We start from the raw sequence: 17,318 nt of genomic DNA on the forward strand, positions 1-17,318 counted from the left end.
TGGTAAAAGTTAGCAAAAGATGTGCCAAATATATTTTCGTTTCAAGTTGAAAAGCCCCTTTAAAGTGCGTTTTTACGGGGATTACATGCTTTAACGATTTAGTTTACTCACACCGCAACACCAATATATTATATTGGAGACATGAAAAAATTGGATTTTGCAAAAGGGATTTTTGTACTCGCAGCGGGATTTTTCCTTACTGCACCCGTGAACGCGCAAGTTAGCGATGAAGAACTCGCCAAGCATCCTGAATTCACTTCTAGTGGCTATTTAGTGTACCCGGAACCTGCAAATATTAAATATACGAAGGCTCCCGCCGGCTACAAGCCTTTCTATATCAGCCATTACGGGCGTCACGGCAGCCGCTACCACCACAGTGGCGAAGAGTACACCTATCTCTTTGAAACTCTCGCCAAGGCAGATTCCGCCCAAAAGCTCACCGAGCTCGGCAAACAGGCACTCGCCTACACGAAAGTCCTCGTAGACGAGGCGGCCCCCCGCAAAGGAGACCTCACGCAAGTGGGCGTCAAGCAGCATGAAGGGATTGCAAACCGCATGTCCAAGAATTTTGGGGAAGTTTTTAAGGACTGGAACGTCGGCGGAAAAAAAGTCACGCCGTATGTCAGGTCATATGCGAGCACGAGCGGTCGCTGCATCGTGAGCATGGCCGCCTTCATCGGGGAACTCCGTTCGCTGAACCCGAAAATCCATTCCGAACTCATCTCCGGCAAAAGCTACATGAAGTTCATCAGCGCCTTTGACTGGGGCAAGCTCGACTATTCCAAAGTCAAGACGTACACAGACGAAAGCGACAAGCTCTGGAAAAACGTCAATCCGCAACAGTTCCTAGAAAAGCTGTTCAATGACTACAAATACGTTGCAAATAACGTAGACACCAACGGGTTCTACAATCACTTCTTTGAAATTGCAACATCGCTCCAAGGGATGGATAAACCGTTACTCGACAAAATCGCCCAAGCCGCCAAAGTACCCGCGGACACATTTGTAAACTTGTTCACAACTGAAGAAAAAATTGCACGCTGGAAAGCGCAAAACGCCTGGTGGTACAGTCTCGAAGGCACAAGCCCGCTCATCAACCGCCCCGATGGACTCAACTTTGCAAAGCCTACGCTCCAAAACATTTTGGAAGAAGCCGACGAAGCAATTTCCGTAGATACAATGATAAATGCCCGCGCCACCCAAGCGCCGATTGCAGCCACGCTCCGCTTTGGCCACGACGCCACACTCCTCCCGCTATCCGCCCTCATGCAGTTGCCCGTCGCAAATGCCAAAGTCTCGGACCTTTCCAAATTGCACGAACAGTGGAACGATTTTAGAATCATCCCGATGGCAGCAAACCTGCAAATGGTATTCTACAAATCAAAAAACAAGCCCATCCTCGTCAAAATTTTGTACAATGAAATTGAACAGACTCTGCCCATCGAATGCAAGGCCGCGGACAAAACACAATGCCCCGCCGCCCCATACTACCGCTGGGATGACGTCCGTAACTTCTATAGCGCCCTTCTCAAAAACTAACTTATCATGAAAAAATCTATCGCTCTCATTTTAGCTATCGCCACGACACTTTTCGCAGCGCCCAAAGTTTCCAAGGCCGAAGCCGTAAAAAATCTCGTCGATCAAGGCGTGCAATTTCACGAACAAGGTCAGTACGACGAAGCTCTCGCCAAATACAAGGAAGCCGAGAAAAAAGATCCGAAGAGCGCCCTCGTCAAATACGAAATGGCCTTTACTTACCATGCCAAGCGCGATTTAGACAAGTCGCTCCATTACGCCAAAGCCGCCATAAAGCTGAAAACCGAAGGCATCGAAGAAAATCTCTACAGCCTGCTCGGAACAGTTTACGACGACAAAGGCATGCCAGATTCTGCGCTCGCCGTCTATCGCGAAGCTTTTGCCAAGGTGCCAAACTCGTTCAACATTCCATACAATGCGACCATCACGTACATGCGCATGAACAACGCTGACAGCGCCTACGCCTGGGTCAAACGGAGCATCAACAATTCCCGCACGCATGAAGGCAGCTATTACTACATGGGATTCCTTGCAAGCCAACTAGGAAAATGGCCACAATTCTACGGTTACACCATGTACTCGACATTCATTACTAAAAAAGGTGAAATCATCCGCGACAATCTTTCAAGGCTTTATGGCAAGACCAAATACCTTGTCTTGAAAAAGGACAATGCCGTCGAAATGAACACGCCGAACATCAAGCAAACCGATAGCGATTCCACCGTCAACAACGAATTTTTACTTGCTATCCAGACCATGCTCGCCACAGATTCTATCGGTGCACGCAAACTCTACGACAAGGATTCAAATGCAACGCAGCAAACGGAATTCCTGATTCACGTTCTCGAGAAAATTATCAAACTTGTCGCCTTCACCGACGAAATCAATGACCCGATTCAAAGATTTTATCAGGGCCTCATCCGCGAAAGACTCGTAGACGCATTCATTTATTCCATTTGTGAACCCATCGACCGCCCGACATTTGCGCAGTGGCTCATCAAGAACCGCACCGAACAGGCGCGACTTTTCCAATGGTTCAATAAAGAATGGCTGATGCTGTAAGGAGACTCCATGCAATTTTACGTACCTACCGATATTTACGTTGAAAAGGAATGCGTGAAAAACCACGCGAAAGATTTGCTCGCCGTCGGGAAGCGCGCACTCATCGTGACCGGACACAGCTCCGCCAAAGCCAACGGCTCCCTAAACGACGTGACCGAAGTCCTGAACGCTGGGGGAGTCGCCTACCAGATTTTTGATGAAGTCGAAGAAAACCCGTCCACCGATACCGTAGGGAAAGGCGCAAAAATCGCCCGAGAATTCGGCGCCGAATTCATCATCGGCATTGGGGGAGGTTCCGCTATCGATGCCGCTAAAGCTATGGCGATTCTCCTCGTAAATCCGGAATTGGATGCTGATGAACTACACAAAGCGCCGAGTCATCCGCTTAACCACGCTCCTGTTGTCGCTGTCCCGACCACCTGCGGAACAGGCTCCGAAGCAACGCCGGTCGCCATCATCACAAATCATAAAATCAATTTAAAGAAGAGCATCCCGCACCGAATTTTCCCGGTGCTCGCACTCGTTGACGGAAAATATCTCGCCTCTGCCAAAAAGCAGCTGATTGTGAACACCGCCGTCGATGCGCTCGCGCACATGGTCGAAAGCATCCTGAACGTTCACTCGAACATGCTCAACCGCATGTGCCCCGAATACGGTCTCAAGCTCTGGGGAGAATGCAAAGAAGCGCTCCTCGCCTCTGAAAATGATGCTACGAAAAATGATTCGGGAAATGCCGCGCCTGCCAGGGGAAATGCCGCTGCGCGAAAAGCGACACAAGATGCCGCGCCCATCGATGCAAGTTTGTACGAAAAACTGATGTACACCTCGACAATTGCCGGCATGTCCATCGCCATGACAAGCACAGCCGTACCGCACGGCATGAGCTATGACCTTACGCTCAGCAAAGGCACGCCGCACGGCCCCGCCGTAGGCTACTTCCTCGCCGCCTACGTCGAAGTCTGCCAAAAGAAAGTTCCGGCCGATGTCGAAAAAATCCTCTCGCTGTTGGGACTCAAAAACGTCGAGGAATTTGCAAAAATGCTCCGCAAGCTCATCGGCACATGCACCGTCACACGCGAATTGCGTGACAAGTTCGCCACCGCGATGAAAACAAATCACTCCAAACTTGACCTCGTTCCCGGCGGCATCACCCCCGACGAAGTCGAGTACATCTACGATAAATCGCTAGTGGTGAAGTAGGGGAGACGGGAAAAGGAACCGCGCACAATCAGCATTGTCATTCCCGCCCCCGAGCGGGAATCTCCTGTTCCACGCCGTGTCATCCTGAGCAACGCGAAGGATCCAGTAACATTTGCCATTACTTTGCCACATCCCGAAATTTGTATATTAACGCAGTAAAACTGGAGAATTTATGAAAAAAGCTTTAATCGCCGTTATAGTTGTAGTCGTCATCCTGCTCATCATCGTAGGGAAGGGCATCGGCACCTACAATAACATCATCGCTCTCGAAGAAGGCGTAAAGGCACAGTGGGCACAAGTCGAAAACACCTACCAGCGCCGCTTTGACCTCATCCCGAATCTCGTCAGCACCGTGCAGGGCGAAGCCAACTTCGAAAAGAGCACCCTCACCGAAGTCATGGACATGCGCAGCCGCATGGGTGGAACCGTCAAACTCGATGAAAGCCTCATGAATGACGAAGCCGCACTCAAGCGATTCCAGGAAATGCAAGGCACCCTCAGCGGAGCCCTCCAGCGCCTCATGGCCGTCTCCGAAAACTATCCGGATCTCAAGAGCAACAAAAGCTTCCAGGAACTCCGCGTGCAACTCGAAGGCGCCGAAAATCGCATCGCCGTCGAACGCAAGCGCTACAACGAAACAGTGCAGGCCTACAACACCACCATTCGCCAATTCCCGACAAACATCGTCGCAGGTTTCGCAGGCGCCTCCCCGAAAGCCCTCTTCTCCGCTGACGCCGGCGCAAGCACCGCACCGAAAGTGCAGTTTGATATAAAGTAGGGGATAGGGAAGTGAGGTGTGAGTGATGAGGTCGCTCGCAAGCTCGCTTTGAGATATGAGAATGTGTCATCCTGAGCGAAGGATCTAAAGCAAAACCGTCATTCTGAGCGTAGCGAAGAATCCACACATGGCGAGAGTCGCAGACACACTTGTGTGTGAATATGACCGATCCCAAAGTGAAGGGGCTTTAAGCCCCATCCAGTAAAATCTAAACCTGCTAAAAGCATTTAAACCGGTCATCGTGATGAACGATGACCGGTTTTTTATACAATACTTTACCGATTATTATTCTTAAATTCAGGCTTTTTTACTAAAATAGCAGCAACACAAGCAGGGTCTAGCAATTTATTAGGGAACATATTACGTTTGGGCTGATTAAATTCTCTAATTATTACTGAATTTCCCTCTTTTATAGGCAAATCATCTTCTTTGTCTCTATCATCTTTAGGATACACATCCTCTATTTGCTTAACAAAAGCTGCATCTGCTTTTGTTGTGATTTTATGCAAACATATAATTTCTTTTGCATTTTTTAAGGGTCCCTTTGAACTCTGTATATACGCATCAATTCTTTCTTTTCCCTCTTTACTCCCATATAATGACACAACCTCTAGCGAGGCTCTATTATTGCTTATAACCTTTTTAAGAGTTATTTCTTTACCATCAACATAAAATTTACAAATTTTATCTTTGTATTCATTATCATTAGAACTGTCAAAATAAGCATTCAAAATACATTCTGTTGAAGATCCCGACTGAAGCGTATCAAAAAGAATTACAACTTTTTTTATCTCTTCGCCTGTTTCTAAGCAATATTTATGTGATAATTTATTCCAATAAATATCTCTACTAAAAAAATCTCTCACACGTTTAGACGATTTATGAATATAAGTATCATAAATTGATACAAGAGCGTTATCTGTATTTCGGCGTTCCTTTGGCACAATAAGAGTATTGTTTTTGTCATACTCAGAAATATCGTTTCTTGCATTCCTAAATGATATGCACTGATGAGTCGTTATAAGACTATAAAATGATTCCCATTTCCTTTTACATTTTTCTTCACGCTTTTCTTCACTTTCCTCTTTATAAAAAAAACCACAATATAACAAATGATTTAACAACCTTAAGTAAGCTACAGACTCAAAATCCGCACATCCACTGCTTTCAATTAGCGCATTCTTTTGCAATTTCATTAAATTTATAACATCTTCAATCTGATTAGAATAAATTAAAGATGGTATATTTGCATCAATGAAATTTAAATTGTCTTTATCAACTTTTTCCTTTATATGATATAAATCATCAATATCCACTTTGTATTCTATATTTCCGGTTTCTTTATCACGAATTGCGTAAAATTCTCTATTTACAATTTCGGGATTATCACTAAAGGATATTTTTGAGGATACTATAGTTTGGCCATCTGCATCTCTATACTCTATTCTTTCTTCAAAATTTTCATTTGAAGAAATTTTGATTACCTCCTTACAATCAGTTAACTCATACATTTTTTCTACATGTTTTTTTATAATTTTTGATGGAAACTTATAAGGAAGCCATAAAAAATCATTAAATTTTTTTTCTAATATAAAAGACTTCCTTTGAGCATATCGAATTGATTCAAAATAATCGTTTTGAAGATTTTTTATGTTCGTTACATAATCATCTGAATCATCAATTTTTTTTAGCCATGCTTCTATTATTGATTCTTGTAAATTTTTTTGAGGATGCTTCAATAGATCAAACATATCATCTATCGGTTTTGAATCATACTCTAACAATTTAAATATTGATCCAAGCATAATGTAATCAAAGCCACGACCAACTCTCAAAAGGAAAAAAGGCTTTAAAACATTCTTTAGCAAACTACTCGCATTTGCAATCCACGATTGACCATTTAATACAATAAACCTATCGTTTATTAAAAATGGATTTGTGATTTTTAATTCAGAACCGACTCGTATAAATGAATTTTCTAAAAAAACATTCATTTTTTTTTCAGAAAAAATCATTTTGCATGCTTTATGCAAATCTAAAAGATTGGAAGTTTTTAATAAATTTTCGACATTTTCTATTTTAACTGTTTTTTCATTTGAGATTATACAATAATAAGCAATAGGCTCTCCCCTTGAATTTATTTCTTCTTTCAAAGAAAAATCATTCAACAAGGGTGCATTAAAATATTCTTTTTTTTCATGACGTACATATATATCAAAAGAATCCCTATGAGGAATAAGAAGAGTTAATGAGCCGTTTTTTTTAAAATTATCTTTCCAGCCATTATCTCCTCCAACTTTTTTCACATTTGGATTTCTCAAATGTTTTAAACATTCCAGATTGCTTTTATTGATTATTTTATCAATTTTCTTAACTATACCATCATTACGCTTAAATATTTCTAACGCAATCAATATTGTATTTATATTAACAATATTTAACCCGTTCGAAATAAAATCTTCACTTCTTATAACAAAATTTAACAATTTTCCTATCGGAAATAACAATACACCATTTTTCTTTATTTGAAATATTTCATGCATCTTATCCAAATTATCGCAAAGATTTTCATAATTTTTCATCAATTCGTCTGAAGGGCAATCATTATCAGAAGCAAGTTCTTTTACTTGTGATAAAAACTTTACAATAATATAATTTATGTCTTCTTCTTTTTTGTCTTTATATCGGATATTTTCAAATGCACAATCAATTCCTTCAATAATTTCTTCATCAATATTGTCCTGATTTAACTTCTGAACACAAATACAAAACAATTCATCTACTTTTAATAAATTTCTATTTATTTCTTTTGAATTTAAAGAAATAATATAATTCAACGCATCTAACAATACTTTTTTTTTGATTTTCTCTAGCAGCAAACAATCAATAAATATTTGCAAATGTTCATTACAAGTCATCACAATTTCTCCATTTTAACAAAGAATGAATTACCGTTTTCTCTTCGCTCTCTATATTTTTAGATAACGTATTTAAATAATTATCACACAACCAAGTAAACAAATCCTTATAATAACTATTACTTTGAATTTTCAAATACATTGAACTTATAAAATTTTTAAAATTCAAGCTATTAATAGGAATTCTTTCGTAATATCTATTTTTTAGAAAATCCTTTAAAACATTTTCATTTGAAAATAAATATTCATATATTTTTCTAAAAATACTACCTCTTCCGTATATCGACTCGAACATCTCTTTTGCATGTTTTTTATAATATTTTTCAATATATGATGTCTCAGTTTTTTCACTAAAAATATAGGCAGCATCCTCTATACGAAATTTTTTTTCATCATAACTCAAAAAAATTTTTCTTTTCTCATTTTCTGATAAAAGCATATTCATATCTGATTTTTGATATAAATAATTGTATTTATCCTTTCTCAACAAAACATTAATGTCATCAGCCGACAACAACGATATAGGCCCATAACATCGACTTTTTTCAGTATTTAACTTCAATCCATTTTTCAAGAGTAAAGACTTAATCTCATTATATAATAATTGGCCATCTATATTTTCTTTATAAAATAGTATAATATCATCTACATATCGATAAAGCCTATAATCTCGAGCAGGAATATGCATATACGATCTTTTAGATAATATTTTATCAAGAAATAATTCCGAAATAATTCGTGCATATGCCGGTCCCTGCGGCACTCCCCTCCTAGACAAAGAGCGATTTACTTTTCTCATCAACCGTTCATTATATTCTATCAAAAAAGTAAACTCGTTCTTTTGTTCATCATTAAGATCACTTTTACATAGATCATACACAGCATTAAAATCTATAGAATCATAAAAATTTTTTATATCAAGAGTAATGACACCCCATTTTTTCATAAACGGCATTTCAATATATGTTTTTATTCGTTCTATATAATTTCCCCATGAAGTATACCAATTATCAAAAATATCATAATAAGAACAAAAAGATACTTTATAACTAAAAGATTCTTCACTATCATTAGCATTCAATGAATTAGCCAAATCAAGAGATAAATGAGTAGTTAATATACGTTCATAAGCATTTAGGGAAATCAAAATTCTTTGCTTTTCCGGAGATTCATTTCTTTCAAATACAACAAATCCTTTAGGATTGTATAATATTTTCTTTCCGCTTTTTATTTTATTATACAATTTTTCTATTTCCTTACAATCGTAAGAAGAATATAATTTTAATTTATTCCATATGCTTATAACAATATTTTCATCATTTATGCATATATATTTTTTTTCTTTTTTCAAAGTTAATTCAACAGAACTAACAAACTCTAATTCCTTTTTTTTATCATATACAATTTCATCCGCCGAAATAAGACCGTCTCTTATTAAAAGGTCTATACCAGTTTCCCCTGGATCCAAATTTTCTTCTATTGATAAATTATAAAGTCTATATAAATGTCCGAATGTTGCAGGGAAATACTTGTCTTTCCATTTGAATACATTTTTTTCAGTTATTTTTTCGTCATATGCGGCACTCTGCGAAAAAATAGCTTTAATTAAATCACCATTTTTATCAAAAAAACCAATAGTACCTAAAATTACAAACCAATCATTAGAATGAGGTTTTCCATTGAAAATCCGCAAAAAAATTTCCTTAAATACTCTTGTTTTAGAAAGAGTCGACACAACTTGTTCTACGGTAATTTCGCAATTATCCAAAATTTTATAACGTTTGTTTTTTTCAATACAAACTTTATCCGATGCTAAGGATATATCCAATTTAGAACAAATCTCTTCCAATGAATTTTCCTGATAAGCATTAAGTATTTGATATTGTTTTTCAAAAAAATCATTGGAAAATGGAATATTTTTTTGAAATTCGTTTTTAAAAAAGAACGATTGTTCACCCTTTTGATGAGTTGACAAAGGAAATTTTACCTGTTTACCAACTTTATTATTTTTCGCAGAGTCAGAAGCTGGAAATTCATCCAAATCATACTTTTCTCTATCAAGAACTAAATTTTCTAAAATTTTTTTTAAAATTTGATAGCCAGTTCTTTTTTCAAACCTAGTATTAAATATAATCCAAACATGAATTCCTCTTCGTCCAGAAAATTCAGTTAAGTATCTAATACTATATTCATCTAAACGTTGTAAAATATTTTTTTTTATATAATCATACAAACCATCTAAATCAGGATTTTCTTTATCTTTACAATCATAATCAAGACAAATCCATTTTATCAAAGCATTTCTAAAGCCCTGCTGATAACATCCCGCCGCGCCCTTTGAATACAACATTGCTTCTAAAACAGATGCATCGTATTTGACGTATTTGGTTAAATATGCACCATTTTTTTGTTGAATTGCAATTGCATATGGATTAACAACAAATAAGTCATATATCCTATTAGCTATTTTTGAAATAATATCACTCATTTTTCAACCACAAGAAAAAAACTCATATAAAAATATTAATAAATATTCCAATCAGTATTATACATTCTAAAATGAACTACTAAATAACAATAATCTTTTAATTTTTAACGAATTGACTTTTTACCATTTTCATATAAAACTCTTAAAGTCTTAGAATAACTTTGAGAGGAAGGTGATACATAATTTTTTAATGATGATAAAGCATTTTCACCTGTTTTTTTATTGCAAATATCATCAATTTTCGATTTAGTTATAGGAATTAAATGAGATGTCTGAGCCTTCTGAATTAATGGAATTTTTGTAGGGCGACTCACACATTCACAAAAATTTTGCATTTTTGGAGTCTTTTCGATTTCATACATTGATTTACTCATACTTAGTTCAGAATAAATCCACGGAGAATATGTCCATTCATCTTTAATATTTTTAAAATTAATCGATTCTGGTGTTTCTAAAAAAAAGAAAAGCTTAGCAGCCTGCATAGATTGCATTAGAGCAGTATTTAGCATAAGATGAACATGACTTGTTGTAAAATTTCTCTTTTCATATGAATATGTTAGAATATTACCATTTTTATCCTTTTCACTATAGCCATAATCTTTATCTATAATTTTTTGCAACTCAAAAACATTTCCCCAAATAAGAGAATCTATAAAACATGATAATCCATAATATTCCTTTAAATAAGTAGAAAATGCAATTGCAAGTTTCTCATTCGCATGTGAATGAGATATAAAAATATCATAATCATTTATATGAGGAAACCAATCTTCCTGAATTTTAGATAAATCTACACAACCATTTTTTTGAGGCAAAAGGTAATCCTTTAATTTTTTTTGAATCAACATTTTCTTTGGAGCAAAATCATCTTCTCCCATTGAAACCAATTCATCATATGAATAGATTTCACCTTTTTGTAAATCTTTCATATGTTCTTTAAAAAAATCATCTTCTTTTAAACTTAACTTAAAATATTTCGCCATAATATATACAGTCTTTTTCAGAGATAAATAAAAAAATTTTTAATCCACCATCGGATTTACTAAACCAGAAAAATCCTCAACTTCAGCAATTTCACTCAACATTTTTGTATAGTAAAGAAGTTTAGGCTGGAGTTCTTTCAAATCCATTCTAAATTCAGCACTTTTTTCAGCTAATAGCCCATTTAATTTTATTTTATGCCATTTTGCAGTAAAAGGACGAACAATCTGATTTAACACAACTACGGCAACTTTTGTGAATTGAATACACTCACGACCATATTCTTTTAAAATAGCTCTTGTTGTAGGAAAAATTGAATAAATGCTATCTAAAGCGCACTCTTCATTTCCCTCATCATCACTTAATGTTTGTGTTGTAACTCTAGTCAAAAGTTCAATATAAAGAGCCCAGGCTGCATCTTTATCTTTATCACCAGGCTTGAATTCCGCTTCTAGGAATTTGATATTTAATTTTAGTGAATCTAAATGCCATTTTTCAAATAGATCTCTAAATTTCATCGAATACCCCTCCTCTTGTGTTTTTGTGATTCATACTTTGTTAAAACCTTATCTACTGCTTTCATAATTGAATCAACAATAAAAAATACATCTTTTGAAAACATAAATTCTTCTTCCTGATCCTGTTCAATACCAATATTAAAATACTTATAACCTAGAATTTTTTTACAAATACTTGATGGATTCCATTGATCGTGATTATTCTTATTAAATTCCTCCAAATCATTCAAATGATTTCCTAAAAAAATTTCTTCAAATCGTTTCTCCTTTATCTTATTTTGACGTAATTCACATATTTTTGCAGCCATTCCCCCAAAACCACCTAACAAATATATAGGTATATTTTTTTCCATCGCTAACAAAACTTCTTCTAATATACCTGGAATAATCCCTGAATATCCAAAAGTCTTTCCACCAGCAATAATTAATATTTCCGTATTATTATTACGCTCTTTTCGCATTGATGACAAAACATTTACATTATAGCTTACATTACTATAAATTTTTTTTCTTTTAACAGGAATTAGTTTTACCTTATTTTGTGAAAATCTCAAAAATTCTTCTTTCGAGAAATCTACCGATGATGGCAAATAATTTGTTACAACAAAATCTTTATTCTTCTCATTAATATAGGACGTAGCAACATTTAGAAAAGACTCTGTAAAACCACTTTTCCTTAAATCACCTCCATAAATAATATGCCCTTTGTTTGCTAAAATGTAACGAGCTATTTCCATTATTAAATCATTTAGCAATAGATTACTACCACCATACTTTTCATTATCTAATGGATTTGAAATAGAAAAAGCAATTTTTGTTTTTTTAAAATCATAATTTTCACACTTAATAGGCGTAATAATTTCCTTTTCAGGATAAGCATGCTTTAATATTTGACTTTCTGCATACATCAAAGGCGGCTCAGTATGTAATATTTTTTCTTCCTGAATATCGGATAATTTAAATAAATCTGGAACACCAGATAATGTAGCTACATTATTTAAATTTTTTTCTTTTACAATATAATCAAGTATCTCTTTTCCATAATAATGATTTAAAGCAGTCTTTAATAAAATCCATATTATATATTCAATATTATCATTATAGCGGACACAAGGAGCATTTCCTATATAAGGAAATATCCTGCTAGAAGTATTTTTTACCAAACTGACAATAACATAAGGGCAATTATTTTTTCGAGCAAAATAAATTTCTCTTTGACACCAATCTCGTGTACTATATTTATCTGAGTTTAATACCAACAATAAAGATTTTTTTGCATTTTTTTCAATAATTTTTCCAAAATCAGCCCCATCTGGAATACTATTAGCATCAAAAAAGAAATCAAATTTAGTTTCAGAAGCAATTTTTTCTCTAAAACATTTTGCTATTTTCTCCCCATAACCATCTTCATCTTTCTTTGTATGACTAATAAATAACTTGATTTTTTTTATTCCTTTCAAATTTCTTATACAAAAATCCAATATTCGTGATTCAAACATATATCGGTCTGATGATAATAAATCTACAGGAGATAACATGTTGTATTTTTCAAAATACTTATCAGAAAAAGCGCATTTAGATACTGCTATAGGCAACAATGCAATATTTTTTTTCTTTTTAGCGCATAACTTTTTTATAAATGGCTCCCATGGATCCTTATTATATAATAGATTGTCATCTACAATTATAAAAACAATATTTTTCTCATTCTTTTTAAAAATGGCATCCATAAAATTAATGTCATCGTTACTACATACATCGAGCGGAATATTTGAGTCTAAGGCATTTAAATTTCCTACATCACGACAAATTAAACGATAAAATAAATCATAATACAATTTTTTTTTGTTGAAATCTTTATCATAAACCAAAAAAACACCTAAAGGTTTCAATATATTTGACATTTTTTTCCTGTCTTTTTTACAATTTGTTTTACCGCACAATTTATACTAATACTAACACCTTGTCAACAATAGTTATCAAAGTAAGTTTTTTATAAACTTCTTACTTTTATCTGTTATGGACAATGTTTATTTGCAATAAAATGGTGATTCCGGCTCGGAGGGCGGAATGACGGTGCAAAGGGGAAGGTGAGCGGGGTGATGTTTCACGCTCTCTCGTTCTGCATTCCGCACGCATTTTCACTCGACTTCTGCAGTAAATCCTTCAACTTCGAACCTACGGTTCTTCGCTCAGGATGACACCGTCAAGGTAGACTCCCGCCTGTGCGGGAATGACATGCAAGGGAATCAAGCGAGAGGCTGCTTGCAGACTCGCATTTAATTTCCGCAGCAGTCTAGCCTCGAAAGAGGAATGACAAAACAAGACCCCATTCTCAGCGCACCCTCGCTACGCATCTCGCGCACTCTCGAAAAACTTTTTACTACTTTTCCCACTATGAATAGAACGCAAGTTATCGTGCATCCTTACGACATGGCGCAACCGGACTGGGTGCGCTGCATTTTACCGTGCCTCCAGTTCATGGGCAAGAACGATTTCCAGATCATTCCGTCCATTACAGAAATCATCTGCACCAACAAGGACGCGCTCAAGCAGACTCGTGCGGTTGTCTTGCAAAAGCCGACGGCGCCGGGCCGCGCCCAAATTGCGTTATACTATGCGAAGCTCAAAAAGGAATGCGGTTTCAAGCTGGTGACCGACATGGACGATCTCCTATGGGATCTTTCTCCGATTATCGCGTCCTATGCAAAGCACATCCCGAACCACGACCAGATGATGCTCACGAGTCTCAAGCAGGTGTTGCCGTTGTTCGACACCGTGGTCTGTTCCACGCGTTACCTTGCTAGCCGCGTCAAGTCCGATCTCGGTGTAAATGCGGTCGTGATGCCGAACGGTGTGTCCAAGTCGCTATTCGGAATGACCCAGAGAAAGTCCGCTTTCACGGGAGTCCCGAAGGTGATGTATGCCGGCAGTCTCGGTCATTTTGCCGATGGCGTCCAGGGCGATCTCGAAGGCGCATGGATTCCGTGGATCCGCAAGCACGTTGCAGACGGAAGCATCGATCTCTACATTTTTGGTGAACCCGACTTTTTGAAAGATCTCGAAGGCAAGTACACGAAACTTCCGTACACGAACTTTTTGCCATTCGCACAAACGGTCGCCTCTTACAAGCCGGACTTTTTCCTGGCGCCGCTTGCACCCAACAATTTCAACAGGGCAAAGAGCGACCTGAAACTCAAGGAAGCCGCCGCACTCGGAGCGGTTTTCATCGGGAGCGATTTCGCAAGTTCCCCGTACAGCTATGCACCGAAGGAACAGCTAGTCGCTTCAGGCGCAACGGTCGATGACCTCGATGCGATTTTCAAGAATCTCTGCGAACCGGAAAAATTCATGCAGGCCATCAACTGGCAGTACCAGGCAATGGAAGAAAAGCACTGGGCGCACGAAGATCCGGAATTTCAGAAAAAATACGTCGCGACGTATTTCGGTTAAGGAAGATTCCCGCGCATTCCCAAAATTCCCAAAATTATTGTTTATCCCTAAGCTGGTCGGCGGCACGTTCAATTTCGCGCTCACGGATAATTTCATCAACACGCTTGCGGAAAAGCGTTTCTGTGTGAACATTGAAAAGTTCACGTTCTTGTGCAATATAAAAAGTGAAACACTGGATGTAGAGTCCGATACAGACGACGGTCAAAATGTTTTCGAGCAAATCGCGAACAGAAGAACCCGAGGATTCGCCGATTCCCAAAAACATCAATATGGAGCAGCCAACCGAGGCAAGTAGCCATCCGATTAAAAATTTCTTCGGGAACCTCTTCTTCAAGAGACCGCGCTCCTGCATGCAGTCTTCTTGACGTTCGACCATATCGTTGAAAATCCAGAAATGCAAAATGAAACCGACAAATGGAATGCAGGTAAGGAGGACCGCACCCATGGGCGAGAAGTCGGTTACCGAAATAACACGCAAGTTTGCAACCGCACGATGCAGCCACGAAATAAAACAGACAAAAAATGCAAACAAGACAAAAAGCATTCCCAAACTGAATACAGCGCCCAAAATAAAACGAATCAAAAGTGAGGCCGTCATCGTGCTATCACTCGCTCCCGAAAGAATAGCGTTGACTGGCGAACTCCAAAAGAAATACAGGATGAATATTACAAAGATAGCCTTCATCCAAAAAAGAGCTCGTTCGCCACGTTTCGTATTGTCCTGCATAAAGCCTCCACAATGAAATATAATATATGTAAACCAAATAAATGAATGCCTTACTGAATTTTTAGCCGTATATCAGCAAAAACAATTGTTTATATAATGTGATTATATAATATCGTAAATGAACCACTTATCGCACAATTTTACATATTATCCACAAAATTCAATTACGTTTCACGTGAAACACTGCAAATGTGATAAAATCTGTTCATTAACTATTAACAGTAAAAATAAATATTTGAGAAATTTCCAATTTAAAAATTTCATAGTTAATAAAATCAAGTCAATTTATCAACTATATAATATATGTTGTACTAGAATTTAGGATCACAACGCATGTCTAGGTGATACCTTTTCCCAATTTTATGATGGGAACAAAAAAAATACCGAGCTCGCTGGGAACTCGGCGTTTAAAAAATCCCGGAACGGAGTCCGGGATGACAAGGAAACAGGCAGGCCCAAAAGGTCTGTTTAGAACTTCACGGTACGCGGAGGTTCAGTGAAACTGCAGAACGTGGCGGTTGCATCCTTGAAGTAGAGGACTTCGGTGTTTTCGTCGTCCGGGGAATACATGCGCTTAAGTTCGGGGTAGGCTTCGAGCATATGGACCTTGGGTTCACGGCGGTCATCACGCACGAGAGTTCCGCTCAAACGGAGCCACTTATTGCAAGTCTTGTTCATAGCGCAAAGCTGAACCTTGCCATTTTTCTGAATCTGCTTCGAGACATTCTTGGACTTGCCCGTTTGGATGTAGAGCTTGCCCTCGAAAATTTCAATGGTCCCAAACGGGCGCACCTTCGGTTCGTCTCCATCAACCGTTGCGAGGAAATAGGCGCCACATTCCTTAATAAAGTTTTTGACTTCTTCCATTATATACTCCTTAATGAAATTACAGTAGATAATATATAAAAAGAATAGGGTATTAAAGTGAGAATAATTGAATTTGCCGATGAAGCGTCCTTTTTACCGTACTTTCGTCACCTCAAGCTTGTAGATTTTTTCCATCTCCGCGCTGAAGCAGCAGAAGATGACCTTCTTGACATTCCGTGCGGAATATTCGCGAACCGTTTTCACGGCAATTTCGGTTGCCTCTTTCCAGGGGTAGCCATAAACGCCGGTGGAGATTGCGGGGAAGGCGACAGTTTCACAGTTGTTTTCTTCGGCAAGAGCGAGGCAGTTCTTGTAGCACGACTCCAAAAGTTTGGGTTCACCATGCAGGCCATCACGATAAATTGGACCTGGGGTATGGATCACGAACTTCGCCGGAAGCTTAAACCCGGGAGTGATTTTAGCCTGGCCAGTCTCACAACCGTTCAGGGGAATGCATGCTTGTAAAAGTTCCGGACCCGCCGCACGATGAATCGCCCCATCGACACCACCGCCCCCCAGCAGCGAACAGTTTGCCGCATTCACGATGGCATCGACTTTAAGCTTGGTAATATCGCCCTGGATAATTTCAATATCGATCATAAAAACCTCCTATGACTTTACCCTTAAATATAATTCACTATATAACAATGGTAAATAGGTCCCTTTTATGTATATTAAAATGGTTTTTGTTTAGAAAACTCGGTTGTGTTCGGCCTATGGTAAAACCATAGGCCGACACCCATCGGTCAGCAAATGAAAAAATGCAAGCATTTTTTCGCTTTCTGACCTC

The 17,318-nt window shown here is 37.8% G+C and carries 13 protein-coding genes; 5 read left to right on the forward strand and 8 right to left on the reverse strand.

Features of this window, described 5'->3' with window-relative positions:
• The first annotated feature begins 141 nt into the window (after positions 1-141).
• The 4 genes from B7991_RS14490 (at position 142) to B7991_RS14505 (ending at position 4,576) form a co-directional block, all read left to right on the forward strand.
• The gene (locus B7991_RS14490) at positions 142-1,539 is read left to right on the forward strand and encodes a histidine-type phosphatase (RefSeq protein WP_088631471.1); all 1,398 of its coding nucleotides are present in this window, start codon (positions 142-144) and stop codon (positions 1,537-1,539) included.
• A 6-nt stretch (positions 1,540-1,545) separates the two neighbouring features.
• Positions 1,546-2,598: a tetratricopeptide repeat protein gene (locus B7991_RS14495; protein WP_088631472.1), complete on the forward strand. Its 1,053-nt coding sequence runs from the start codon at positions 1,546-1,548 to the stop codon at positions 2,596-2,598.
• A 9-nt stretch (positions 2,599-2,607) separates the two neighbouring features.
• Complete coding sequence (locus B7991_RS14500; RefSeq protein WP_088631473.1) at positions 2,608-3,798, forward strand: iron-containing alcohol dehydrogenase family protein; 1,191 nt, start codon at positions 2,608-2,610, stop codon at positions 3,796-3,798.
• 172 nt (positions 3,799-3,970) lie between these two features.
• Entirely contained in the window at positions 3,971-4,576 is a 606-nt protein-coding gene (locus tag B7991_RS14505) for a LemA family protein (RefSeq protein ID WP_088631474.1), read from the forward strand.
• A gap of 275 nt (positions 4,577-4,851) precedes the next feature.
• On the opposite strand, the gene B7991_RS14510 is transcribed toward B7991_RS14505, so the two are convergent.
• The 5 genes from B7991_RS14510 to B7991_RS14530 all read right to left on the reverse strand — a co-directional run bounded on the left by B7991_RS14510 (position 4,852) and on the right by B7991_RS14530 (position 13,385).
• Positions 4,852-7,494, reverse strand: coding sequence for a hypothetical protein (locus tag B7991_RS14510; protein WP_088631475.1), 2,643 nt, complete (start codon positions 7,492-7,494; stop codon positions 4,852-4,854).
• Complete coding sequence (locus tag B7991_RS14515) at positions 7,484-9,982, reverse strand: reverse transcriptase domain-containing protein (RefSeq protein WP_088631476.1); 2,499 nt, start codon at positions 9,980-9,982, stop codon at positions 7,484-7,486. Before B7991_RS14515 ends, B7991_RS14510 begins: the two co-directional genes overlap by 11 nt.
• 104 nt (positions 9,983-10,086) lie before the next feature.
• Positions 10,087-10,965 (reverse strand): hypothetical protein, encoded by an 879-nt coding sequence (locus B7991_RS14520; RefSeq protein WP_088631477.1) that lies wholly within the window; start codon positions 10,963-10,965, stop codon positions 10,087-10,089.
• A gap of 39 nt (positions 10,966-11,004) precedes the next feature.
• Positions 11,005-11,481 (reverse strand): hypothetical protein, encoded by a 477-nt coding sequence (locus tag B7991_RS14525; protein WP_088631478.1) that lies wholly within the window; start codon positions 11,479-11,481, stop codon positions 11,005-11,007.
• A complete protein-coding gene (locus B7991_RS14530; protein WP_088631479.1) occupies positions 11,478-13,385 on the reverse strand; it encodes a TIR domain-containing protein in 1,908 nt (635 codons plus the stop codon). The genes B7991_RS14525 and B7991_RS14530 overlap by 4 nt, the downstream gene beginning before the upstream one ends.
• Positions 13,386-13,878: 493 nt before the next feature.
• On the opposite strand from B7991_RS14530, the gene B7991_RS14535 reads away from it, so the two are divergent.
• Positions 13,879-14,934 carry a hypothetical protein gene (locus tag B7991_RS14535; protein WP_088631484.1) on the forward strand — a complete coding sequence of 352 codons (1,056 nt, stop codon included), beginning with the start codon at positions 13,879-13,881 and terminating at the stop codon, positions 14,932-14,934.
• 34 nt (positions 14,935-14,968) lie between these two features.
• Here the strand turns inward: B7991_RS14535 and B7991_RS14540 are convergent, their stop codons facing one another.
• The 3 genes from B7991_RS14540 to B7991_RS14550 form a co-directional block, all read right to left on the reverse strand.
• A complete protein-coding gene (locus B7991_RS14540; protein WP_088631480.1) occupies positions 14,969-15,661 on the reverse strand; it encodes a DUF4328 domain-containing protein in 693 nt (230 codons plus the stop codon).
• Positions 15,662-16,129: 468 nt separating this feature from the next.
• A complete protein-coding gene (locus tag B7991_RS14545) occupies positions 16,130-16,528 on the reverse strand; it encodes a pyridoxamine 5'-phosphate oxidase family protein (protein WP_088631481.1) in 399 nt (132 codons plus the stop codon).
• Positions 16,529-16,621: 93 nt separating this feature from the next.
• A complete protein-coding gene (locus B7991_RS14550) occupies positions 16,622-17,128 on the reverse strand; it encodes an O-acetyl-ADP-ribose deacetylase (RefSeq protein ID WP_088631482.1) in 507 nt (168 codons plus the stop codon).
• Positions 17,129-17,318 lie beyond the last annotated feature (190 nt).

Origin of the sequence: Fibrobacter sp. UWB3 (assembly GCF_002210405.1) — a bacterium.
In the GTDB taxonomy this organism is placed as follows: Bacteria; Fibrobacterota; Fibrobacteria; order Fibrobacterales; family Fibrobacteraceae; genus Fibrobacter.

What these genes read in the sequence shown, in the direction of transcription:
- B7991_RS14520 (WP_088631477.1), bottom strand. Translation starts at nt 10,965, where the DNA reads ATGGCGAAATATTTTAAGTTAAGTTTAAAAGAAGATGATTTTTTTAAA.
- B7991_RS14525 (WP_088631478.1), bottom strand. Translation starts at nt 11,481, where the DNA reads ATGAAATTTAGAGATCTATTTGAAAAATGGCATTTAGATTCACTAAAA.
- B7991_RS14490 (WP_088631471.1), top strand. Translation starts at nt 142, where the DNA reads ATGAAAAAATTGGATTTTGCAAAAGGGATTTTTGTACTCGCAGCGGGA.
- B7991_RS14540 (WP_088631480.1), bottom strand. Translation starts at nt 15,661, where the DNA reads ATGCAGGACAATACGAAACGTGGCGAACGAGCTCTTTTTTGGATGAAG.
- B7991_RS14505 (WP_088631474.1), top strand. Translation starts at nt 3,971, where the DNA reads ATGAAAAAAGCTTTAATCGCCGTTATAGTTGTAGTCGTCATCCTGCTC.
- B7991_RS14530 (WP_088631479.1), bottom strand. Translation starts at nt 13,385, where the DNA reads ATGTCAAATATATTGAAACCTTTAGGTGTTTTTTTGGTTTATGATAAA.
- B7991_RS14545 (WP_088631481.1), bottom strand. Translation starts at nt 16,528, where the DNA reads ATGGAAGAAGTCAAAAACTTTATTAAGGAATGTGGCGCCTATTTCCTC.
- B7991_RS14515 (WP_088631476.1), bottom strand. Translation starts at nt 9,982, where the DNA reads ATGAGTGATATTATTTCAAAAATAGCTAATAGGATATATGACTTATTT.
- B7991_RS14500 (WP_088631473.1), top strand. Translation starts at nt 2,608, where the DNA reads ATGCAATTTTACGTACCTACCGATATTTACGTTGAAAAGGAATGCGTG.
- B7991_RS14495 (WP_088631472.1), top strand. Translation starts at nt 1,546, where the DNA reads ATGAAAAAATCTATCGCTCTCATTTTAGCTATCGCCACGACACTTTTC.
- B7991_RS14510 (WP_088631475.1), bottom strand. Translation starts at nt 7,494, where the DNA reads ATGACTTGTAATGAACATTTGCAAATATTTATTGATTGTTTGCTGCTA.
- B7991_RS14550 (WP_088631482.1), bottom strand. Translation starts at nt 17,128, where the DNA reads ATGATCGATATTGAAATTATCCAGGGCGATATTACCAAGCTTAAAGTC.
- B7991_RS14535 (WP_088631484.1), top strand. Translation starts at nt 13,879, where the DNA reads ATGAATAGAACGCAAGTTATCGTGCATCCTTACGACATGGCGCAACCG.